Below are 18,485 nucleotides of genomic sequence, written 5' to 3' on the forward strand. Positions count from 1 at the left end.
TCGCTGCCGCGAGATCCTTACCTGCACGAATTCCGCTGAGGGCGTTCGCCCACGGTTACCACACACGCGTGGCGTTCGCCCCCCCGGATCAGCGCGATTGGCAACTGCTGTCCAATGCTTGCCGAGCCGAGCGCGGCATGCAGGTCGTCGATGTCGCGGCAAGCTTTGCCATCCAGTTCGATCAGCACATCGCCGATGAGCACGCCCGCCTGCTCCGCAGGACCGGCCGGCGCAAGCGAACTGATCAGCAATCCGCTGCTGAACGACAGGTTCATCTTGTTCACCCACGCGCCCGGCAGGCTGACCTGCTGCGTGCCGACCCCAAGATAGCCACGCGACACGCGCCCTTTGGCCAACAACTCCTCGGCGACGCGCTCGACTGTCGTATCCGGAATCACGATGCCGGCGCCGCGCATCAGCGCCGACGTGCAGATGCCAACAACCTGCCCGCGCATATCCACGAGGGCGGCCCCGGAGAAACCTGGGCGCAGACCGCCGTCCAGACGTACGAACGCGTCGATGTACCCGCCTCGCCACGTGCGCCAGGGACCGGCCGCGCTGCCAATCACGCCGAAATCCGTGCTGATGCCGAGTGCGTCCGTACGCGCGACGGCGAGCGCCAGGTGGCCCGGCTTCAGTGAGCGGGCATCGCCAGGCGCGACCGGCGCCAGTTCCACGCCGTCCACTTTCAGCACGGCGACATCGGTGCCCGGATCCAGCCCTGCGAGGACAGCGGCAACCGTACGGCCGTCGGTCAGCGTGACCTCGATTCCGTCCTCACGCCTGATCGTATGCGCAGCCGTCACCACGACACCGTGGCGCCAGATTACCCCACTCGACGGCATGCGGTGCCGCCCATGTATTGCCACGACACTCGGCCCGACTCGCGCCGCAATGTCGGCCAGGTGGTCCGATAGCTCCATCAAGGATTTTCCGCTCGATGATGTCGTTTCCATTTCCAGTCTCCTGCCGTTTGCGGATTCACAATGACAGAACGACGCGCACCGCGCACCACCCGAATGGGTAGTCGGGGCCATTCGTACGCCAGGTCAACGCGAGAAAACACCAGGCTCGCGCCCCACTAGATGGCGCGTTTGCCCAAATTCGGCATTGCGCTCAGGAGTAGCCTCGTTGATTCCGGGAACGCTGGATGACGCGCGAAGGCCCGGGGACCGACGGCATCATGCCGATCGCGGAACAAAGAGATGCCTTCAGGGGGAATGATGCGCACCGATGTCGAATTCTCATCTCACAACACGCGTTGCGCCGCCTGGCACTATCGCCCGCGAAACACCGGTCACACGGTGCCGTGCGTCGTCATGGCCCACGGGTTTTCAGGCGTTCGCGAGCAACGGCTCGACGCGTATGCCGAACGCTATTGCGATGCGGGAATGGCCGTGCTGCTGTTCGACTACCGCCACTTTGGCGGCAGTGACGGCGCGCCGCGCCAGTTGCTGAGCATCGGGCGGCAGCTTCAGGACTGGAAAGCCGCGATCGCCTTTGCGCGTACGCTTCCCGATGTCGACCCCGAGCGCATCGCGCTCTTTGGCTCGTCGCTGAGCGGCGGACATGTATTGTCGCTCGCCGCGCACGACCCGGCCATCGCCGCTGTCATCGCGCAGGTGCCCACCTGCGACGGGCTGCGCAATTTGCCACCGCTCGGCGTCGCTCACCTCACGCGTCTGGTGCTGGCCGGGGTTTACGATGTGGTCCGCTCGCTGCTGGGCCTGTCGCCTTTTTACATCGCGGCGGCCGGCGCGCCCGGCTCGCTTGCCGCGATGGCCACGCATGAGGCCTTGCCGTGGTTCAACGCGGTCACGCCCGCCAAGACCACCTGGGTCAACAAGGTGGCCGCACGAATCGCGCTGGCCTATGGCACCTATCGCCCCATCAAGGGCGTGCACAGGATCCTGTGCCCAACGCTTTACTGCATCGGCGAACAGGACCAGCGGCTCGCGCCTGCCAAACTCGCGCATGCCGCAGCGATGCGCACGCCAGCGTCGGAGGTGAAGGTCTATCCATGTGATCATTTCGGCCTCTACAGCGGACCGCTCTGGGAGCGCGCAGTCGCCGACCAGACAGCGTTTCTCGTGCGGCACCTGGACCCCGCCGATTGATGACGGGCGAGGACTGTAGTCCGCGCGCCGGCGGACGTGCCGACGGGCGATCCGGAACCTGGCGGGTGCGTCTCGGCGTCACGCGGTCGAGCCGAACAGCGCGCAGGACGCCAGCCGCCTGCGTCGCGGCAGGGAGCGCTAAACTTCTACGCAGCGCCGGTCCTGTCCTCGGCCCCGATTGCCACCTTCCGATCTGTCTACGGCAGGCCACCATGAACATTCACTACGGATGTTTCGTTCGTCCGACGCGGGCCGCGATTGGCGTGGCTTGCCTCGCAATGCTCGCGGGCTGCGGCGGAAGTGTCTGCGTCGGCCTCGACGGATGCAGTGGCGCAAGCGTGACGCCAAACGTCACCCTGTCCGGCACGGCCGCCACCGGCCGTGCGCTCGCAGGCGCCACGGTCAGCATCAGCTGTGTGCAGGGCTCGGGCTCTGCGCTTTCCGACGGCGGCGGGCACTATTCGATCTCGGCCAATGCGACGCCTCCGTGCATCCTCACCGCGGTGTCGGGTGGCACGAGCCTGCATTCGGTGGCATTCGCAGGCGGCACCTTCAATACGACGCCGGAGACCGAACTGATGCTTGTCTACATCGCGTCCCAGCTCGGCACGAGCGAGAGCGGTCTCATAACGGGCTTCCCGACCAACCCGCAGTTCCAGCAGGTACTGGCGAACCAGACCGACGTGCTGGCTGCGCAATCGGCTGTCGTCGCGAACCTGCAGCAGCGCTATGCGCTCACGCTGGCGGTACCGGCGTTTCTGACGACATCGTTTACGGTTGGCCAGGCAGGTGTCGACAGCGATCTGACCGCGCTGGCTGCTGCGGGCGCCATCGACGCCAACGGCATGCCCGATCAGGCCGCCGTCTCGCTCCTCTCCTCGGCGGGTCTCGCCCATCCGCTCATAGCGACATCGGCGCCTTCTTCCGGCGGCGGCAGTCCTGGCAGCGGCAGCGGAACGATGTGACCTGCTGCGCGACCGGGGGTCGTGGAGTCGGCACGGCAATGGTCATCGCAAAAGCCGGTGAGGAGAGGAGCGGCCAGCAACCAGGAGGTCAGCGAAAGGCCGCGCGCGCTATGCTCGCCGTAATCGGCGCCGCTCCCCCTCCCACGCATCTTCTGCCTGCCAGCGATGCACTCTGGCTCGCGAGAAATAAGTTGTCGGCGCTGGAAAGGGAAATCAAAGCCTGGGAGTCCATAACGGTCTCGACAGATTGCTGAAGGATGAAGCGCGCGCTTGCACGCTCTGCCCTCTACTCCCGGCGACGCGGAGGTCTCCTGGATCGCAGGCCTCGGGTACTGTCAATCCACGGCCGCCCGCAAGCGACAACAAAAAATAGCTGCAACGGCGGACATTCTCCTGTACAATCCGGCCTCCTTGATTCCCCGATAGCTCAGTCGGTAGAGCGCCGGACTGTTAATCCGTAGGTCCCTGGTTCGAGCCCAGGTCGGGGAGCCAAAAGTGCGCAATGCATCCCAGAAGCGCATTCCAGATACGCGGGAGTAGCTCAGTTGGTAGAGCGCAACCTTGCCAAGGTTGAGGTCGCGAGTTCGAGACTCGTCTCCCGCTCCAGTACACGTCGGCCCTAAGCGGCGCACTGCATCGTTGCGCGCCGGCACGAAAGCACCGCAAGCCCTTCTTCCCCCTGCGCCGCCAGCAAAGTCCCTTCGACAATGGAGAGCGCTCGTTCGACCTGTCAGTTTGGCCTGCGAGCGCGCGCCGGCCTCGATCAGTGCACGCCCCCCGCCCGTCGCCTCGACGGCCAGCCATATTCCGCCGCTTGCCATGCAAGCAGCCCCGGCAAATAGAACAGCAGATCGCGTATGCGCCGCGCCCCCGCGAGCGCGAGACACGTGGGCGCATCGAACCCCAGCAGACCGCCTATCACGACGAAGGCGCCTTCCTGCACGCCAAGGCCGGCCGGAACCAGAAACGCAATGCTGCTCACCATCTGGATCAGCGCTTCGATCACGAACGCCTCCATGAACGTTGCATCCGTGCCGAGCACGCGCAACGCGATCCAGATTTCGAACGCGTACCCGAGGCATTGCAGCGTTTGCCAGATGAACAGATAGCGCACGACCACGCCGGTCTGCCGCCAGATCAGCTTGAGAGAGAGATCGACACGCGCGGACTTGCCCACGAGATCGACGACCTTGCCGCTCGTGATGTGGTTGAGCGTGCGCGCAGCCCGTTCGAATGGCCGCGCGTGCTGCACGAGCGAGAAGAGAACCAGCAGCGGAGTGAAGGCCGCGATGCCCCAGGCTAGCCGCCCCACGAACCGCGCGGTATCGGAAGAGGAGTGTTCGAGCAGATACCCGGCCGCCACCAACGCAAAGAGCACCTGGCTGATCAGCGTGAGCTGCATGTCCGCAACGAGGCTCGCCACGGCCGGAGCCGGCCGCACACCGGCGCGCCCAAGCAGGCGAAACGAAACGATTTCCCCGCCGATGCGCGCGACCGGCAGCAAGCCGTTGATCGATTCGCGAATCCACACGAGCTTGAGCATCGTTGCGAACGAAGGGCGCTGCGCAGCGCGGACGAGCGTGCGCCAGTCCCAGGCGTTGGCGCACATCGGCAGGATGTGCACGACGGCCGCGAGGACGAGGCCTGCGCCCGCGCCCCGCAACAGTTGCAACACCGCCGCGGGATGCTCGCGCCATACGAGCCACACCGCGATCGCAAGACCGCACAGTGCGGCAATACGTCCGATATGCTTCATCTGCGGGCGCTCTCTGATGGATGCTCCCGTCTCATTCTCTCTCCCATCTGCCTTGACGCTCAGGTCTCGCGAACGGGCGAAAGCATGCCGTTCCTGTCGACGCGAAAGCGTGTCCCGCGCCAGACGACGCCCGACGAGCAAAAGCTCGCAAAATAGATTGCGAACTGAACCAGTTCGCAAAGCGGTAAGAATAACAGCCCACTGGTCTTGTCGCCGGTCGCGCGGTCGGTTTGGCAGACGAGCCACGCGCGCGCCAACAGGGCGACGCCGGCCAGCACCCACGCCGGCCACGCGCCGCCAGACAATGCGACCGCGAGCAGGGCAAGCGCGAACGGATGCATCAGCACGGCGCCGAGATGCCCTGAGCGGTCCGCCGCGCGAACGGTGCGGCTCCAGCGCAGTTCGTGCGCGAAGAGCCTGGTGAACGTATTTTCCAGACAGGCGTGCCGCACGAGGATGGGCGGAATGGAAACCTGGGCGCCTGCGCGGCGAACGGCCTCGCCAATCGCGTGGTCCTCGGCGAGGTGATGGGCGAATTGTGCGAGCCCGCCAATACGTTCGAGCATTTCGCGCGTCATGGCAATGGACTGGCCGAAGCATGGCCGTGCACGCCCGATTGCGAGCCCTGTGACGACGCCGGGCAGGAAATGATAGTTGGTCAACGCAGCCGCGACGCGAGGCCAGAATCCCGGCGCACACAGGCCGCGATAAACGGCGGTCACGAGGCCGACGCCCGGCTGCTGCAACGCCCCGACCACATGGCGTAGATAGTCCCGATCGACAACCACGTCGCTATCGGCGAAGCACAGCACATCATGCTCGGCCTTTTCGAGCATGTTCACGAGATTCGCGATTTTGCGGTTCGGCCCGTAGAGGCGCGCATCGGCGACCACGGTGATGTGCGCATCGGGGTAGCGCACGCGCAGCCGCTCGACGGCGCGCAGCGCTTCGTCGCCCGCGTCGTGAACGCCGAACAGATACTGGATGGATCCTGGATAGTCCTGCTCGAAAAAGCTGGCGAGGTGCTGCTCGAGATCCCATTCGTCTCCATGCAGCGGCTTGGCAAGCGTGATTGCCGGGAAATGCTCCGGCACGGCGACCTGGCGTGCGAAGAACCGGCCGACCAGCACGCTGGCCGTACACGTATAGACGACGCCGAGCGCTGCGCAAAGGCCGCATAACACGGCGAGCGACATGAAAAACCGATGCGCGAATCCCGGCAGTTCCGTGTGAACGACTTCGAACAAGGCAGTCATGACGGCAAGCGCAGTCACGGCCACCGCAATGATGGCGCCCGTTCGTCCCCTGGCGTGCGCGCGGTCCATCATGCTTCGCGCGCGCGCAAGAAACGGGAGAACGCTACGCCTTCGCGCAGACGCCGCTTCGTCATGTCCAAGCCCGTGCGCGTCTCGCACACGATCTCCCGGTTCCTCGAAGGCCGGAGAGGGAACCGCCGGTAGAACTGCTGCAGAAACAGCGTTTTCATATTCCTTGATTGCCCGCGCAGTGTGGTAAACCCGGGTTGCGCGCTGGCGCGCATTACGCAATGCATTCAATTTCCATTCCGGCCCGCACGTTTGTTAGCGAACTGAAGGCAAGAGCATAACCCAGGTGGCTTCGAGATATTAAATCGAAATGCTGATGGAGCGCTGATTTGCGGCCCACCGAGCCAGCCCGAACATGCGAACCCTTGATTTTGACCGGCTGACATGACAGTTCATTGTGTGCCGCCGAAGTTCGCGAAAATCGGCCACACGCCGCCGCCCGGCACCCGGCACCCGCGAAACCCGGCTCGCAACGCCGCTCCATTCCCCTGGACGAATCGACCGCTGCCCTGCACGGAGTTGATGCGTCTCCAGCCATATCGGACAAGAATTCGCTGATCGCCGACATTGCAAAAAAACACTTCCTAATCGGGTTAGGATGCTCGAAACAGCCGGACTGCGGTTCCCCGCCGCGAAGGCGCGAGCGGCGTGGCGCAGACAAGCTGCCCGGCGAGTCACGACGAATGCCGGGGATTCCCATGCGGCCGGGCACCGTCATCGTGCGTTGCCCCGTCAACCGTGAGCCACCCAAGCCGTCATTGTCCATGCGCATCCTATTCGTCATCGGCAACCTGGGCGACTATCACGTCCCTCGCTACGAGGCCCTCGTCAGCGCGGCCTCCACTCGCGGCCACGAAGTGGCGCTTCTTGAGGTCTTCTCGCGCTCCGGCGTCTACGGTTTCCCGCAGGAGCGCCGCGCCGCGTTCTTCGCGAACCGGCCGAGAATGGCGGAAACGCTGGTCGAGGACGGCGCCGACAGCGACGGCCTCGGCGCACGCGGCGCCGCGCGCCTCATAGCGAAGGTGCGCCGCTTCATGCCCGACGTGGTCATCACGCTCGGCTACAACACCGGCTATTCGGCGGTGCTGTGCTTCCTCCGGCATCTCACGCGGCGCTTCAAGCTCATCTACATGTCGGATTCGAAGGCCGACGACGGGCTGCGCCAGCGCGCCAAGGAGCGGCTCAAGCGCCTGATCGTGAGCCGCTTCGACGGCGCGCTGGTAGCAGGCGAAAAACACCGCCGCTATGCGCAATCGCTTGGCATCCCGAAGGAACGCTCGCGCATCGGCTTCGACGTGATCGACGTCGATTATTTCTCGCACCTCGCGCGCGCGGCGTGCGACAACCCGGAAGCCGTGCGGGCGCGCTTCGGGCTGCCGCAGCGCTACCTGCTTTGCGTGAGCCGCTTCGTGGCGCGCAAGAATGTCGACGTGCTGATCGAGGCCTATCGCCAGTCGGGCGTGGCCGAGCAGAATATCGGGCTCGTGCTGGTCGGACAGGGTCCGCTCGAAGCGCAATTGCGCGAACACATCGCCGCGCTCGGGCTCACGCCGCATGTGACGATACTCAACTCGCTCGCCAACCAGGAGATGCCCAATCTCTATGCGCTTGCGGAATTCATCGTGCTGGCGAGCGAATTCGATCAATGGGGGCTGTGCGTGAACGAGGCGTTTGCCGCCGGATGCCCCGCCATCGTCACGCGCACGTGCGGGGTAGCCGGCGAAGTGGTGATAGACGGCGTGAACGGTTTCGTCGTCGAGCCACGCGACGTGACGGCGCTCGCCCAGCGCATCGGCAAACTAGGTGGCGAGCCCGCGTTGCGCGAGCGCTTCGCGGCGGGTGCGCAAAGCGCGATCCGGCGCTGGACGCCCCTGCTCTTCGCAGCGAGCGCACTGGAACTTGCGGAGGTCACGACGCGTAACGCACGAGACCCCGCGCAGCACGAGCTCGTCTAGTTCGCAATACGGGGCGCGACTCACAGGTTCGGCGCGAAGTCCCGTGCAGGCGCCAGCTTGCGCTTGAGCGTGCGCATCAGCAAATAGCTCGTGCCGTGGCGCTCGACGCCGAGGCGCTGCGTGAGCATCGCGCCAAAACCGTTGAGGAAGCTGAATGTCGACGGGTTCGAAAAGCCGTCGAAGTCGAATGTGAGCTTGCGCGCGAGCGCGCGGCCAATGCCTGTCCATAGCAGCAGGCTGACCGAGCCGCTGTGCGAGTCCTGCGACCGCGACGAAAGCAGGTAATACATTGCCTGATGGTCCCACACCAGACCGACCGCCGCGACGAGCTTCCCGCCCTGCCCATAAGCACCGAGCAGCGTGCCGGCCTTGCGCTCGACGAACGCATGGATGAGATCGCGCATGACCTCTTCCCCATAGGCGTTGCTACGTGAGCGCGCCGCGAGATTCGCCTCATAGAACGCGATGAACTCCTCGGGCGCGAGGTCGGACACGACCGTCAATGCGCGCGAGGCGCTGCGGATCACGTTGCGCGTCTTGCTGTTCAGCTGCTTCCAGACTTCGTCAGCCGTGGTCTGGGCGCCGATGCGAAACGTGTAGCGCGCCGACACCGTATAGCCATGCAGCGCGAACGCAAGGGCGTCGTGGATACGGGGGTCGAGCACCTGGAAAAAGCTGTCGCAGTCGGGCAACTGCTCGATCAGCCGCCCGGTGACGTCGAGGCGGTGATGCAACTGGCGCGCCGCGCTGCCCGTCACCGGCTTGATCACCGGCCCGAGCGTGCGCGTGAGCGGCGGCAAATGCGAGACACGCCACAGCCCCATGCGCTGCATCGCGTACGGCATCTCGCCGATGACCTCGCCGTTGCGCTTCACTACGGCAAGCTTCCAGTTGTCCTGCGTGGCGATATCGAGCCACCAACGCTCATGGAAGATCGAAGGCGCCGCTCGAACGGGCACCGGCGAAACAGCGGCTGCCGGCGCCTCCAGATCGGGCAACGTCCGGTCGTTTATGGTCGTCATCGATCACCGGTCTGTTCTGACTGCAAGCGCCGCGGGGTTCCGCGTGCGCTTCACCTCCCACCCCTACGCCCACGCTCCTCAACGACTTCTTGAAGATATGGCAACAGCGCGTCTTCAATATGACAGTTCACGCGACGAATATCGTTTTGGGCCCGGTTCATGCACAGCGATGCCGGATGGCGCCTCCAGCGCCCCTTCGTTTCCGGGCTCACCAGCCAGCTGTCTCTGGCACATCCACTCCAGTCTACGGATTGCACCCTGCCCGTTTACGCCAAAACCAAGACGCTTACGGGTAGGTTATGCCCCTGGTCGATTTCTGTCCGATCATACTTTCCGGTTCGGCTTCGCAGCATCGCTGCGACTGCGCTATTTACCTGCGTAGCGCACCCTGACGAGAACGATTTACGGTCCTCCCAAACTCATCAGGAATCCGATGGAATACCATTTTCACGCCAATGGTTGCGTCGTCATCGCGCGCGTGAGCCCGTGCATGGGGCGGCGTACCGCCACATCGAACGGATTCGTCTGCGGCCCGATGATCCCGGCCTGCCGCTTGAGCAGTTCGACGACCGTAGGCAGCCGGTCTTCGGTCAGACGCGCAGCTAGCGTGCCCACACTGAGCGCGCCCACGGCGCACCCGTTGCGGTCGAGAATCGGCACCGCCACACCCGCCATGCCTTCCAGCACGCCGCTATTGCGGCCCGCGTAGCCGAGCTGGCGCACGCGCTCGATCTCCGTGCGCAGATACAAGCGAGCCCCACGGCCTTGGCGAGCGGGGTCACGCGGCTGCCATCGGCCCGGGCCTCGCCCAGCGCACGGATTACCGCGAATTCGAGGCTGGTGGGCGTGGCGCGTCCTGTATCATCCCCGGGTTGTCGAACCGCCCGCTCGCCCATGCGCACTGCCCTCGATTCTTCCTCCCGCCTTTGCACGCTTCCCCGGGCTTCGCGCGCCCGCCTCCTCGCGCTCGTGTTCGCCGCCGCGTGCGTGCTGCCGGGGTGCGCAACGGGCCCCACGTCGCAAACGGGCCACGCACAAGCCGCAAACGCGCTCCCGCCCGATACGGTCACGCTGTTCCCCATCGAGCACTACGACCAGAACGTCGATCACTGGATCGATCCGGCCAGCGCCACTTACGACAAGCCCTTTCTTTCCCCGGAAGTCCAGCGCGCGCAATTCGATGCGCTCTTCGCGCGCTATTTCGGTGCGGGCCCGAACGATCCCTCGCCGTGGAATCGTGCGTTCGTCGAGCAGCGCGTGTATCGCGCCGGTGGCAGCGACATCGCCGCGCTGCAAATGCGCCGTCTCGCCTGGTTCGACAACGCGGGCAAGGCGCCGCCCCGCATCGGCTATGGCATGAATTTCCGGCCGCACACGAAGGCGTGGATCGACGCCATCGAGCGCAACGCCAATGTCAGCCAGTTCGGGCGGGCCAGCGGCTTCGACGCCGGGCGACGCGCGATCGCCACGACGGCGCTGTATGTGCGCGAGCTGCCCACCATCGATCCATCGTTCTACTCGCACCGCATCGCGGGCGAGGGCTATCCTTTCGACAATCTCCAGGTGAGCGCGCTGCGGCCGGGCACGCCGCTCTATGTGCTCGGCACGAGCGCGGACGGCGCCTGGCGCTACGTGCAGACGCCGGACGTGCAAGGCTGGGTGCGCAGCGACGGCGTGGCGAGCGTGGACGATGCATTCGTCACCGCGTGGCGCGCAGCCGCGCGGCAGTCGCTCGGTGTCGTGGTGGTGGCCTCCGCTGCACTGCGCGACGGCGGCGGCGTGTTCCGCTTCGATGCACCCGCGGGCACGCTGCTGCCGCTGCGTCCCGCATCCGGCGCGGCACCGGGCGCGGTGCTCGTGCCGGCGCGCGACATCGACGGCCGCGCGGCGATCCGCACCGCTCGACTCGATTCGAACGAGATCGTGCCCGCACCGCTCGCGGCCACGCCGCGCCATCTCGCGCAGCTCATGAAGGCACTGATCGGACGCCCGTACGGCTGGGGCAATACGAACTTCGACAATGACTGCTCGGCCGAGCTGCAAAGCATTTTCGCGGCGTTCGGCGTGTGGCTGCCGCGCCATTCGTCCACGCAGATGAGTGCCGGTGCGATGACCGACCTTTCGGCGTCCACGCCCGCGCAGCGGCTCGACTGGCTCGTGCAACATGGCGCGCCCATGCGCACACTGGTGTATATCGGCGGCCACGTGATGCTGTATCTCGGCAACGCGGAGCGCGACGGCAAGACAGTGCCGCTCGTGTACCAGGACGTGTGGGGCCTGCGTCCCGCCGACAACAGCCGCCGCGCCGTGATTGGCGGCTCGGTCGTCCTGCCGCTGCTGCTCACGTACCCGGAAGACCAAAGCCTCGAATCGCTCGCGGGAACCCCGACTTTCCAGGTCAGCATTCTGGGCACGCCGGCCGGAAATGCGCCTTCGCAGGATGAGGAAAACCCGGCGGGTTGAGTCGAACGCCCGCCGAAAAACCGTGCACTGGATACATCAATTGAATCCTGGAATGTGATCGTTTCTCCCAGGATGACAGATTCCGCACGGTCGTACAAAAATAGACTCCATCGAACGTAGCATCCTGTCAACGTTGCACACCCCTCGTCAGTGGAGAAGCGATCGGTGAACGCGCATTCAATCCGGCTCATGCCTTCCAGCAAGCCCACGATGATCACGCGCTCGTCCACGCAGCTTCTGCGCATGCGCGCGAGCCCCTGCGGCCGCGCTACCCTGTAGTACCCCGAGCACTCTGATTCGTGCGGTTCCGCGAGGAACCGCAGCCTCGCTTCGCCCATTTTCTGGCTGTTTTTTTCGGCTCCTGCCGGTTTTTGCATCAAGCATTGCCTGCGCTTTGCCCGTGCGTCCGAAACACCTGTCACCATCACCTCAATCTACTTATAACAGTAAGGATGACGAAATGTTACAACGCGACAACATCGGTATGAAATGGCTGGTCCGCTGCCTCGTGGCGGCCGGTACGATGGGGACAGCAGGCGTCGCAAACGCGCAGAGTAGCGTCACCCTGTACGGTATCGTCGACGGATCGATCCTCTATACGAGCCGCACGATGAACATGCAGACGGGCCAGAACGCCGGTCATCAGTTCTCCTTCACGGACAGCGGCATGACGGGCTCGAACTTCGGCCTGCGCGGCACGGAGGATCTGGGCGGCGGCCTGCACGCCGTTTTCGCGCTCGAAAGCGGCATCAGCGTCGCAAACGGCAAGTTCAACAACTCCAACGGCAACTTCTTCGGCCGCCAGGCCTGGATCGGCATGGAAAGCCCGTACGGCACCGTCAAGGCCGGTTTGCAGTACTCCCCATTCTTCCTCTCGCTCTACCATACCGACCCGCGCGGCATGTCGCAATTCGGCAGCGGCCTCGTGAGCTATGTGAATAACGTGTTCGTGACCGGCCTCTTCAATAGCAATTCGCTAACGTACACATCGCCCGAAATTGCGGGCGTCCAGGCGATGGGCATGTTCGCGATGGGCGGCGCGGCCGGCAACTTCCAGGCGGGACGCCAATATTCGGCGAGCCTGCGCTACCACATTGCGGGCTTGACGCTCACAGGCGCACTCTACAGCGGCAACGCCGGCGGCAGCGCGGCATCGACGCCGGTTCCGGGCACCGTGGAATTCGTCGGGCGCACGCTCGGCGCGAGCTATCGCTTCCCGAACTCGCTCACGATCTCCGCTTCGTATGCGCTCTACAAGGTCGCGCAATCGTTCGACAACAGCGTTTATTCGGGCGGCCTCAGCTACATGCTCACGCCCTACCTCAACGTCGATGCGGGAGTCTGGTACACCCATGACGGCAACGACGGCGGCAATCACTCGCTCATGGCGTCGAGCGGTTTGCAGTACTATCTTTCCAAGCGCACGACGCTCTATGGCCAGCTCGGCTACGTGTACAACCACGGGCGCATGGATACCGGATTGTCGATCAACAACGCCCTGTTTGGCGTCACCGGCTCGACGGTGGGCGCGAGCATCGGAATGCGGCATCTGTTTTGATGCGCGATGTGCCAGGTCGCGCACGGGTCGGCGTGGCACGCCTTCCCGGCCGCACCGCTACGCGCGGTCTCGCCACGCACATACGTCGCCTCTCTACAATTTGCGCCGTGATCGGCATCACCGACATTCGGCTCGCACATCAGATGCGTCCCGCGCTCACCACCGTCGCGATCCAGCCCGAGGCCGTGGCCGAGCTGTCGATCCGCAGCCTGATCTGGCTGATCGACCACCCGGACCGGCAGCCGCCTATGGTGTTCGGGCCGCAGCCCGAACTCGTCGTCCGGATGTCCAGGGGCCACGCAGGCGGCGCCCGCGCGCCAAGGCGTAGGCAGCGCACGCAGGATCTACGCCTGGCCCGGTCGCAAGGCCGGCCGCCGTGCACGCAGCGCGGCCAGACCGGTGCACAAGCCGTGGTTGTTCGCTTCTGACCACCGCGCGCACGCTCGACAGGCGCGGGCGCAGCGCGGACAATGAACCCCCTTCAAGGCGCGTCATGAGCAGCCCCGATCGACGGGACTGCCCTGCGCGCGCCGTACCGCTCACAGGTCAGGTATGCACGACACAAACCTTGGCAATCGACACTTCGACACGCTCATTGTCGGCGCTGGGTCCATGGGCATGGCGGCCGGCTATTACCTGAGCCGCCTCGGCAACAAGGTGCTGATGCTCGACGCCGGCGACCCGCCTCACGACCAGGGGGCGCACCACGGCGGCACACGCCTCATCCGCCACGCCTATGGCGAAGGCGCGGCATACGTGCCGCTTGCGCTGCGGGCGCAGCGGCTCTGGGAAGACCTGGAGCAGCAAACGCAGCGAAACCCGCAGACCGCCCTCTTCATGCGCACGGGCGTCGTCAATATCGGCTCGCCAGATGACCCGTTCCTGCGCGAGGTGCAGTCGAGCGCGGCACGGCACGGCATCCCGCTGGAAACGCTCGGCGCATCTGAAGCCAGCAAGCGCTGGCCCGCATGGCGGCTGAGGGCCGACCAGATCGCGAACTTCGAACCCGGCGCGGGTGTGCTGTATTGCGAGCGGGCCGTCGCCGCTTACCGCCAGCTCGCGACCGCGCTCGGCGCAACCCTCTGCACGAATACGCGCGTCGTGCGCATCGACTGCCATGGCCGCGAGAGCGTCACCGTCTGGACACAGAAGAACGAAAAGTTCACCGCCCGCGACCTGGTCGTGTGCGCCGGCAAGTCGACGCGTTCTCTGCTTGCGCCGCTCGGTCTCGACGTGCCCGTCACACGCGTGCGCAAGACGTTCGCGTGGTTCGAGGCCGCACCTGGCCTCTTTGCGCCTGAGCGCTTTCCGGGCTTTTTCGTCGCCTCCGAAGTCGGTGGCTATTACGGGTTTCCCGACCTGGACGGCAGCGGCCTGAAGCTGGGCCGCCATGACATGGGCGAGCCCGTTTCCGTGGACGCGCCGCTCGCGCCATTTGGCGCCGAACCCGGCGATCTCGGCGATCTGCAAGCCTTCCTGCAGCGCTATTTGCCGGGCGCGGGCAAGCTGCGCGTGGGCCGCGCGTGCGAATACGACATGACGCCCGACACGCATTTCATCATCGACCGCATGCCCGCCTGTCCGAATGTCCACCTCGCAACCGGCTTTTCGGGGCATGGCTTCAAGTTCGCCAGCGCGATCGGCGAGGCGCTGGCCGAGCGGATCACGCAAGGCGAGAGCCGCATCGACCTTGCCATGTTCGCGCGTAACCGTTTCGCATAACGAAGCATGCTGTTTCGCCGGAATCGTCACGACCCGCGCCGTGACGCGCCGCGCGCACAGGCAGCAAGCGTCGCACCCCGATCGCTCAGGAACGCAAACGGATAAGTCCGGAATATTCTATGCGCGTGCCGCGCACGCCTGCGCCCGCCCCAGCAGCACCTCGCGGTCGCGCGCGTTTTGCGTGAGCGAGGCCGCGCGTTCGAATTCCGCGCGCGCCTCGGCATGCCGCGCAAGCTTTTCCAGCAGATCGCCACGCGCGGCCGGCAGCCACGGATAGTCGCGCAGCGCGGCTTCCTCGCACAGTGCATCGACGAGATCGAGCGCCGCTTGCGGCCCTTGCGCCATGCCCACCGCCACGGCGCGATTCAGGCGCACGACTGGCGAGGCGTCGAGCGCGAGCAGCGCATCGTAGATCGCGACGATCTGCGCCCAGTCCGTCGCCGCCGCGCTCGGCGCGCGTGCATGGCACGCCGCGAGCGCGGCCTGCAGCGCGTAGGGGCCCGGCGCGCCCGCGCACGCCGCGCCGCGCGACAGCGCCGCAACGCCGCGGCGGATCAGCAGCGCGTCCCAGCGGCTGCGGTCCTGGTCGGCGAGCAACACGGCGTGCCCTGCGGCATTCACGCGTGCGGGCAAGCGCGAAGCCTGCAGCTCCATCAATGCGACGAGGCCATGTGCCTCGCCTTCGGCCGGAACGAGCTCCGCCAGCATGCGGCCTAGCCTCAGCGCTTCTTCGCAAAGCGCTGGCCGCGTCCAGTCCTGGCCCGCTGTGGCCGTATAGCCTTCGTTGAAGATCAGATAGATGACTTCGAACACAGAAGCAAGACGCGGCTTCAGGTCAGCAAGCCGCGGCACTTCGAACGGCACGTTTGCCCCCGCGAGCGTGCGCTTCGCCCGCACGATGCGCTGCGCAACGGTCGCCTCCGGCACGAGGAACGCGCGCGCGATCTCGGCAGTGGTGAGGCCGCCGAGCAGACGCAGCGTGAGCGCGACGCGCCCCTCCTTCGGCAGCACGGGATGGCACGCGACGAACACGAGCCGCAACAGATCGTCGCCGATCTCGTCCTCGCGCGCCGTATCGAGCGCCTCCACGAAGTCGGGCGCGAAGTGCGCTTCCAGCGCTTCGAGATCCGCGCCCATTGCCTCGTGCGCGCGCGCATGCGAGGCCGCGCGCCGCAGCCGGTCGAGCGCACGATGTTTGGCGGCGGTCATGAGCCACGCTCCGGGGTTCTCGGGAATGCCGCCGTCCGGCCAGCTCTCCAGCGCGGCGACGAACGCGTCCTGCGCGATCTCTTCCGCTACGCCCACGTCGCGCACGATGCGTGCGGCGTGTGCGATCACCCTCGCCGATTCGATGCGCCACACGGCCTCGACCGCGCGGCGCGTCGCAGCGAAGGCGTCGCGTTCGTCGCCCTGATGCGTCACGAGCCGTGCGCGCCTTTCTCGACGGCCGCCGGCGACATGTACATCAACTCCCAGATATGGCCGTCGAGATCCTCGAAACTGCGGCCGTACATGTCGGTGCCGCATTCCATCGGCGGACGCTTCGAGGTGCCGCCCACCGCCAGCGCCTTTTCCACGAGGCCATCGACTTCTTCGCGCGACTCACACGAGAGGCAGGTCAGCACCTCGGTGCATTCGCGGGCGTCCACGAGCGCCTTGTCGGTGAAATTGCGCATGAAGTCGGGGGTAAGCAGCATGGCGTACATGTTCTCTCCGAGCACCATGCAGGCTGCCTGGTCGTTGGTGAACTTCGGATCGAAACTGAAGCCCACCTGGCCGAAGAAGTCCATCGAGCGCTTGAGGTCGCGCACGCCCAGATTGACGAAGATGTGCTTGTGCATGATCGTGTCTCCGCAATGATCCATTGAAGTCAATTCGTTGAATGAAAAACGCTCAGGATGCCTTACGTTGTGCTTGCAGCTCACGGAAACGCTCGACGCCCGCGCATTCCGGCAATTCTTCGAGTTCGTAGAGCTGGCGCACTTCGATCTCGCATTCATCGTGCTTGCCGAACGGCGCCGGGAAGCGGCGCGCCCACTCGATCGCTTCGTCGCGCGAACGCACCTGGATCAGCGTATAGCCGGCGATCAGCTCCTTCGTTTCGGCGAACGGGCCGTCGACGATCGTCGGCTTGCCGTTCGTGTAGTGCACGCGAAAGCCGCGCGAACTGGGCTGCAGCCCCGACGCGTCGAGCAGCACGCCCGCCTTCGCCAGCTCGTCGTGATAACGGGCCATTTCGGCGAATATTTCCATGTCGGCGGGCGGCTCGCCCGCTTCGCTCAACGCGTTGGCACGGACCATGATCATGAATCGCATGTCTTCTCCTGAGTGTGGCGTTCGGAATCGTGGAAGCAAGCGGCACCGGAAGGTGCGCTCATGAACACGACGCGCGGGGCGCACGGAAATCGACAGCGGGCAGCGAAATAATTTGCTTGCCTGGGGAAACTACCTGGACAGACGGCGCCTCAACGAAAACACGGACCGGTTTCGCGCACCTCGACACTCGCCCATTCGGCCGCCGGGCAGCGCCGCGCGATGGCGAGCGCCTCGTCGCGCGTCGCGCAATCGAGCAGGAAGAAGCCGCCGATCATCTCCTTGGCCTCGGCGAACGGGCCATCGACGATGTTCGTGCGGCCCTCGCGCACCTGTACGCGTGCAGCGTTGGTGTCGGCGGTGAGCGCGTGGGCGTCGATCAGCTTGCCTTCGGCGGCGAGCGCCTCGGAGAACGCGACCATGCGCGCATAGAGCGCCTCGCCCTCGGACCGCGCGCGCCTATCGCGCTGGCCGCGCGGCTCGGCGATGAGCAGCATGAATGGCATGAAGCCCTCCTTTGCGTGGTCCTGCGATCCCGAAAGGCAAGAGTCTAGTGCAGAACACCGGTTGCGCGTCGCAGGCTGGCACAACGCGCGCTCAGGCGCTCATGCGTAACGCGCGAGAAAAAGATCGGCGGACGATTCGGCGATCTGCCGCTGTTGCGCTTCGCCGAGCGGCGGCTGGCCCATGGCGACCTGCGGCCAGAAGGCGAACGCCTTCACGACGCCGTGCAACTGCTGCGCGGCAAATGCCGGATCGGGCGTCTTCAGGCGCCCTTCGGCAGCGGCGCTGCGCACCCAGACCGTAAGGTCCTCCTCGCGCTCGCCGATGCGGGCCACCATGTCGCGCGCGCGTTCCGGGGAGTGGATGCCGGCCGCGATGGCCACGCGCGCGAGCTTGAAAAACGCTTCGTCGCTCAGAAGCCGCAGCTTGCGCATCAGCAGTTCGACGAGTTGCGGGCGCAGCGGCTCGCCGGCGCGGTAGGCCGGCGCGTCGGCGGTCGCGCTGGCGTCCCAGAGCTGACACAGGATCGACGCGAACAGCGCCTCCTTGCTCGGGAAATGGTTATAGACCGTGCGCTTCGAAACGCTCGCGCGCGCGGCAATGCGGTCCATGCTGGTGGCGTCGAAGCCCGAGGCGAGAAACTCGTCGATGGCCGCCGCGACGATAGCGGCGCGCTTGCGCTCGGTCAGGCGCAGTGGGGTGGGTGAAATGGCGCTGGAATCCATTTCCAAATTTTACACCGCGCAGTTTACTTTTCGCCAGAATAAACTACACTGTGCAGTCTA

General features: G+C 65.5%; 16 protein-coding genes, 2 tRNA genes and 3 pseudogenes. 10 read left to right on the plus strand and 11 right to left on the minus strand.

Annotated features, from left to right (window positions below):
- Positions 1-17 precede the first annotated feature (17 nt).
- The gene (locus tag VSR34_RS32485) at positions 18-923 is read right to left on the minus strand and encodes a trypsin-like peptidase domain-containing protein (RefSeq protein WP_342964556.1); all 906 of its coding nucleotides are present in this window, start codon (positions 921-923) and stop codon (positions 18-20) included.
- 300 nt (positions 924-1,223) lie between these two features.
- On the opposite strand from VSR34_RS32485, the gene VSR34_RS32490 reads away from it, so the two are divergent.
- The 5 genes and pseudogenes from VSR34_RS32490 to VSR34_RS32510 all read left to right on the plus strand — a co-directional run bounded on the left by VSR34_RS32490 (position 1,224) and on the right by VSR34_RS32510 (position 3,688).
- A complete protein-coding gene (locus VSR34_RS32490) occupies positions 1,224-2,117 on the plus strand; it encodes an alpha/beta hydrolase (RefSeq protein ID WP_238327919.1) in 894 nt (297 codons plus the stop codon).
- Positions 2,118-2,329: 212 nt separating this feature from the next.
- Positions 2,330-3,082 (plus strand): hypothetical protein, encoded by a 753-nt coding sequence (locus VSR34_RS32495; RefSeq protein ID WP_036019433.1) that lies wholly within the window; start codon positions 2,330-2,332, stop codon positions 3,080-3,082.
- A gap of 44 nt (positions 3,083-3,126) precedes the next feature.
- Positions 3,127-3,336 (plus strand): annotated as a pseudogene (locus VSR34_RS32500) (short-chain dehydrogenase/reductase); the annotation flags it as partial.
- 162 nt (positions 3,337-3,498) lie between these two features.
- Positions 3,499-3,574 (plus strand) — tRNA-Asn (locus VSR34_RS32505).
- Positions 3,575-3,612: 38 nt separating this feature from the next.
- Positions 3,613-3,688, plus strand: a tRNA-Gly gene (locus VSR34_RS32510).
- 157 nt (positions 3,689-3,845) lie between these two features.
- On the opposite strand, the gene VSR34_RS32515 is transcribed toward VSR34_RS32510, so the two are convergent.
- The 3 genes and pseudogenes from VSR34_RS32515 to VSR34_RS32525 all read right to left on the minus strand — a co-directional run.
- Positions 3,846-4,838, minus strand: a complete 993-nt coding sequence (locus VSR34_RS32515; protein ID WP_028212735.1) for a lysylphosphatidylglycerol synthase domain-containing protein — start codon at positions 4,836-4,838, stop codon at positions 3,846-3,848.
- Positions 4,839-4,897: 59 nt separating this feature from the next.
- The gene (gene hpnI / locus VSR34_RS32520; RefSeq protein ID WP_036019460.1) at positions 4,898-6,034 is read right to left on the minus strand and encodes a bacteriohopanetetrol glucosamine biosynthesis glycosyltransferase HpnI; all 1,137 of its coding nucleotides are present in this window, start codon (positions 6,032-6,034) and stop codon (positions 4,898-4,900) included.
- A 128-nt stretch (positions 6,035-6,162) separates the two neighbouring features.
- Positions 6,163-6,309: pseudogene (locus VSR34_RS32525) on the minus strand (hopanoid biosynthesis associated radical SAM protein HpnJ); the annotation flags it as partial.
- A gap of 618 nt (positions 6,310-6,927) precedes the next feature.
- On the opposite strand from VSR34_RS32525, the gene VSR34_RS32530 reads away from it, so the two are divergent.
- On the plus strand, positions 6,928-8,118 hold the full coding sequence (locus VSR34_RS32530; RefSeq protein WP_036019435.1) for a glycosyltransferase family 4 protein: 1,191 nt from the start codon (positions 6,928-6,930) through the stop codon (positions 8,116-8,118).
- A 20-nt stretch (positions 8,119-8,138) separates the two neighbouring features.
- On the opposite strand, the gene VSR34_RS32535 is transcribed toward VSR34_RS32530, so the two are convergent.
- Entirely contained in the window at positions 8,139-9,140 is a 1,002-nt protein-coding gene (locus tag VSR34_RS32535) for a GNAT family N-acetyltransferase (protein ID WP_028212737.1), read from the minus strand.
- A 447-nt stretch (positions 9,141-9,587) separates the two neighbouring features.
- Positions 9,588-9,890, minus strand: a pseudogene (locus tag VSR34_RS32540) (IclR family transcriptional regulator C-terminal domain-containing protein); the annotation flags it as partial.
- Positions 9,891-10,034: 144 nt separating this feature from the next.
- Between VSR34_RS32540 and VSR34_RS32545 the strand changes: the two are divergent.
- The 4 genes from VSR34_RS32545 (at position 10,035) to solA (ending at position 14,883) form a co-directional block, all read left to right on the plus strand.
- The gene (locus VSR34_RS32545) at positions 10,035-11,603 is read left to right on the plus strand and encodes an SH3 domain-containing C40 family peptidase (protein ID WP_081716054.1); all 1,569 of its coding nucleotides are present in this window, start codon (positions 10,035-10,037) and stop codon (positions 11,601-11,603) included.
- A gap of 484 nt (positions 11,604-12,087) precedes the next feature.
- A complete protein-coding gene (locus tag VSR34_RS32550) occupies positions 12,088-13,161 on the plus strand; it encodes a porin (protein ID WP_028212745.1) in 1,074 nt (357 codons plus the stop codon).
- Positions 13,162-13,268: 107 nt separating this feature from the next.
- Positions 13,269-13,589: a substrate-binding domain-containing protein gene (locus VSR34_RS32555; protein WP_238327915.1), complete on the plus strand. Its 321-nt coding sequence runs from the start codon at positions 13,269-13,271 to the stop codon at positions 13,587-13,589.
- A gap of 124 nt (positions 13,590-13,713) precedes the next feature.
- Positions 13,714-14,883, plus strand: coding sequence for an N-methyl-L-tryptophan oxidase (gene solA / locus VSR34_RS32560; protein ID WP_028231004.1), 1,170 nt, complete (start codon positions 13,714-13,716; stop codon positions 14,881-14,883).
- 117 nt (positions 14,884-15,000) lie between these two features.
- Here solA and VSR34_RS32565 read toward each other — a convergent pair whose 3' ends face one another.
- From VSR34_RS32565 to VSR34_RS32585, 5 genes are all read right to left on the minus strand, one after another.
- Complete coding sequence (locus VSR34_RS32565; protein WP_342964547.1) at positions 15,001-16,305, minus strand: sigma-70 family RNA polymerase sigma factor; 1,305 nt, start codon at positions 16,303-16,305, stop codon at positions 15,001-15,003.
- Positions 16,302-16,724: a VOC family protein gene (locus VSR34_RS32570; RefSeq protein ID WP_028212749.1), complete on the minus strand. Its 423-nt coding sequence runs from the start codon at positions 16,722-16,724 to the stop codon at positions 16,302-16,304. The genes VSR34_RS32565 and VSR34_RS32570 overlap by 4 nt, the downstream gene beginning before the upstream one ends.
- 52 nt (positions 16,725-16,776) lie before the next feature.
- On the minus strand, positions 16,777-17,199 hold the full coding sequence (locus VSR34_RS32575) for a YciI family protein (protein ID WP_342964548.1): 423 nt from the start codon (positions 17,197-17,199) through the stop codon (positions 16,777-16,779).
- Positions 17,200-17,348: 149 nt separating this feature from the next.
- Positions 17,349-17,702 carry a YciI family protein gene (locus tag VSR34_RS32580; protein WP_342964549.1) on the minus strand — a complete coding sequence of 118 codons (354 nt, stop codon included), beginning with the start codon at positions 17,700-17,702 and terminating at the stop codon, positions 17,349-17,351.
- 99 nt (positions 17,703-17,801) lie between these two features.
- A complete protein-coding gene (locus VSR34_RS32585; RefSeq protein ID WP_028212752.1) occupies positions 17,802-18,425 on the minus strand; it encodes a TetR/AcrR family transcriptional regulator in 624 nt (207 codons plus the stop codon).
- Positions 18,426-18,485: the final 60 nt, after the last annotated feature.

It is taken from the genome of Paraburkholderia sp. JHI2823 (assembly GCF_038900695.1).
GTDB lineage: Bacteria > Pseudomonadota > Gammaproteobacteria > Burkholderiales > Burkholderiaceae > Paraburkholderia > Paraburkholderia mimosarum.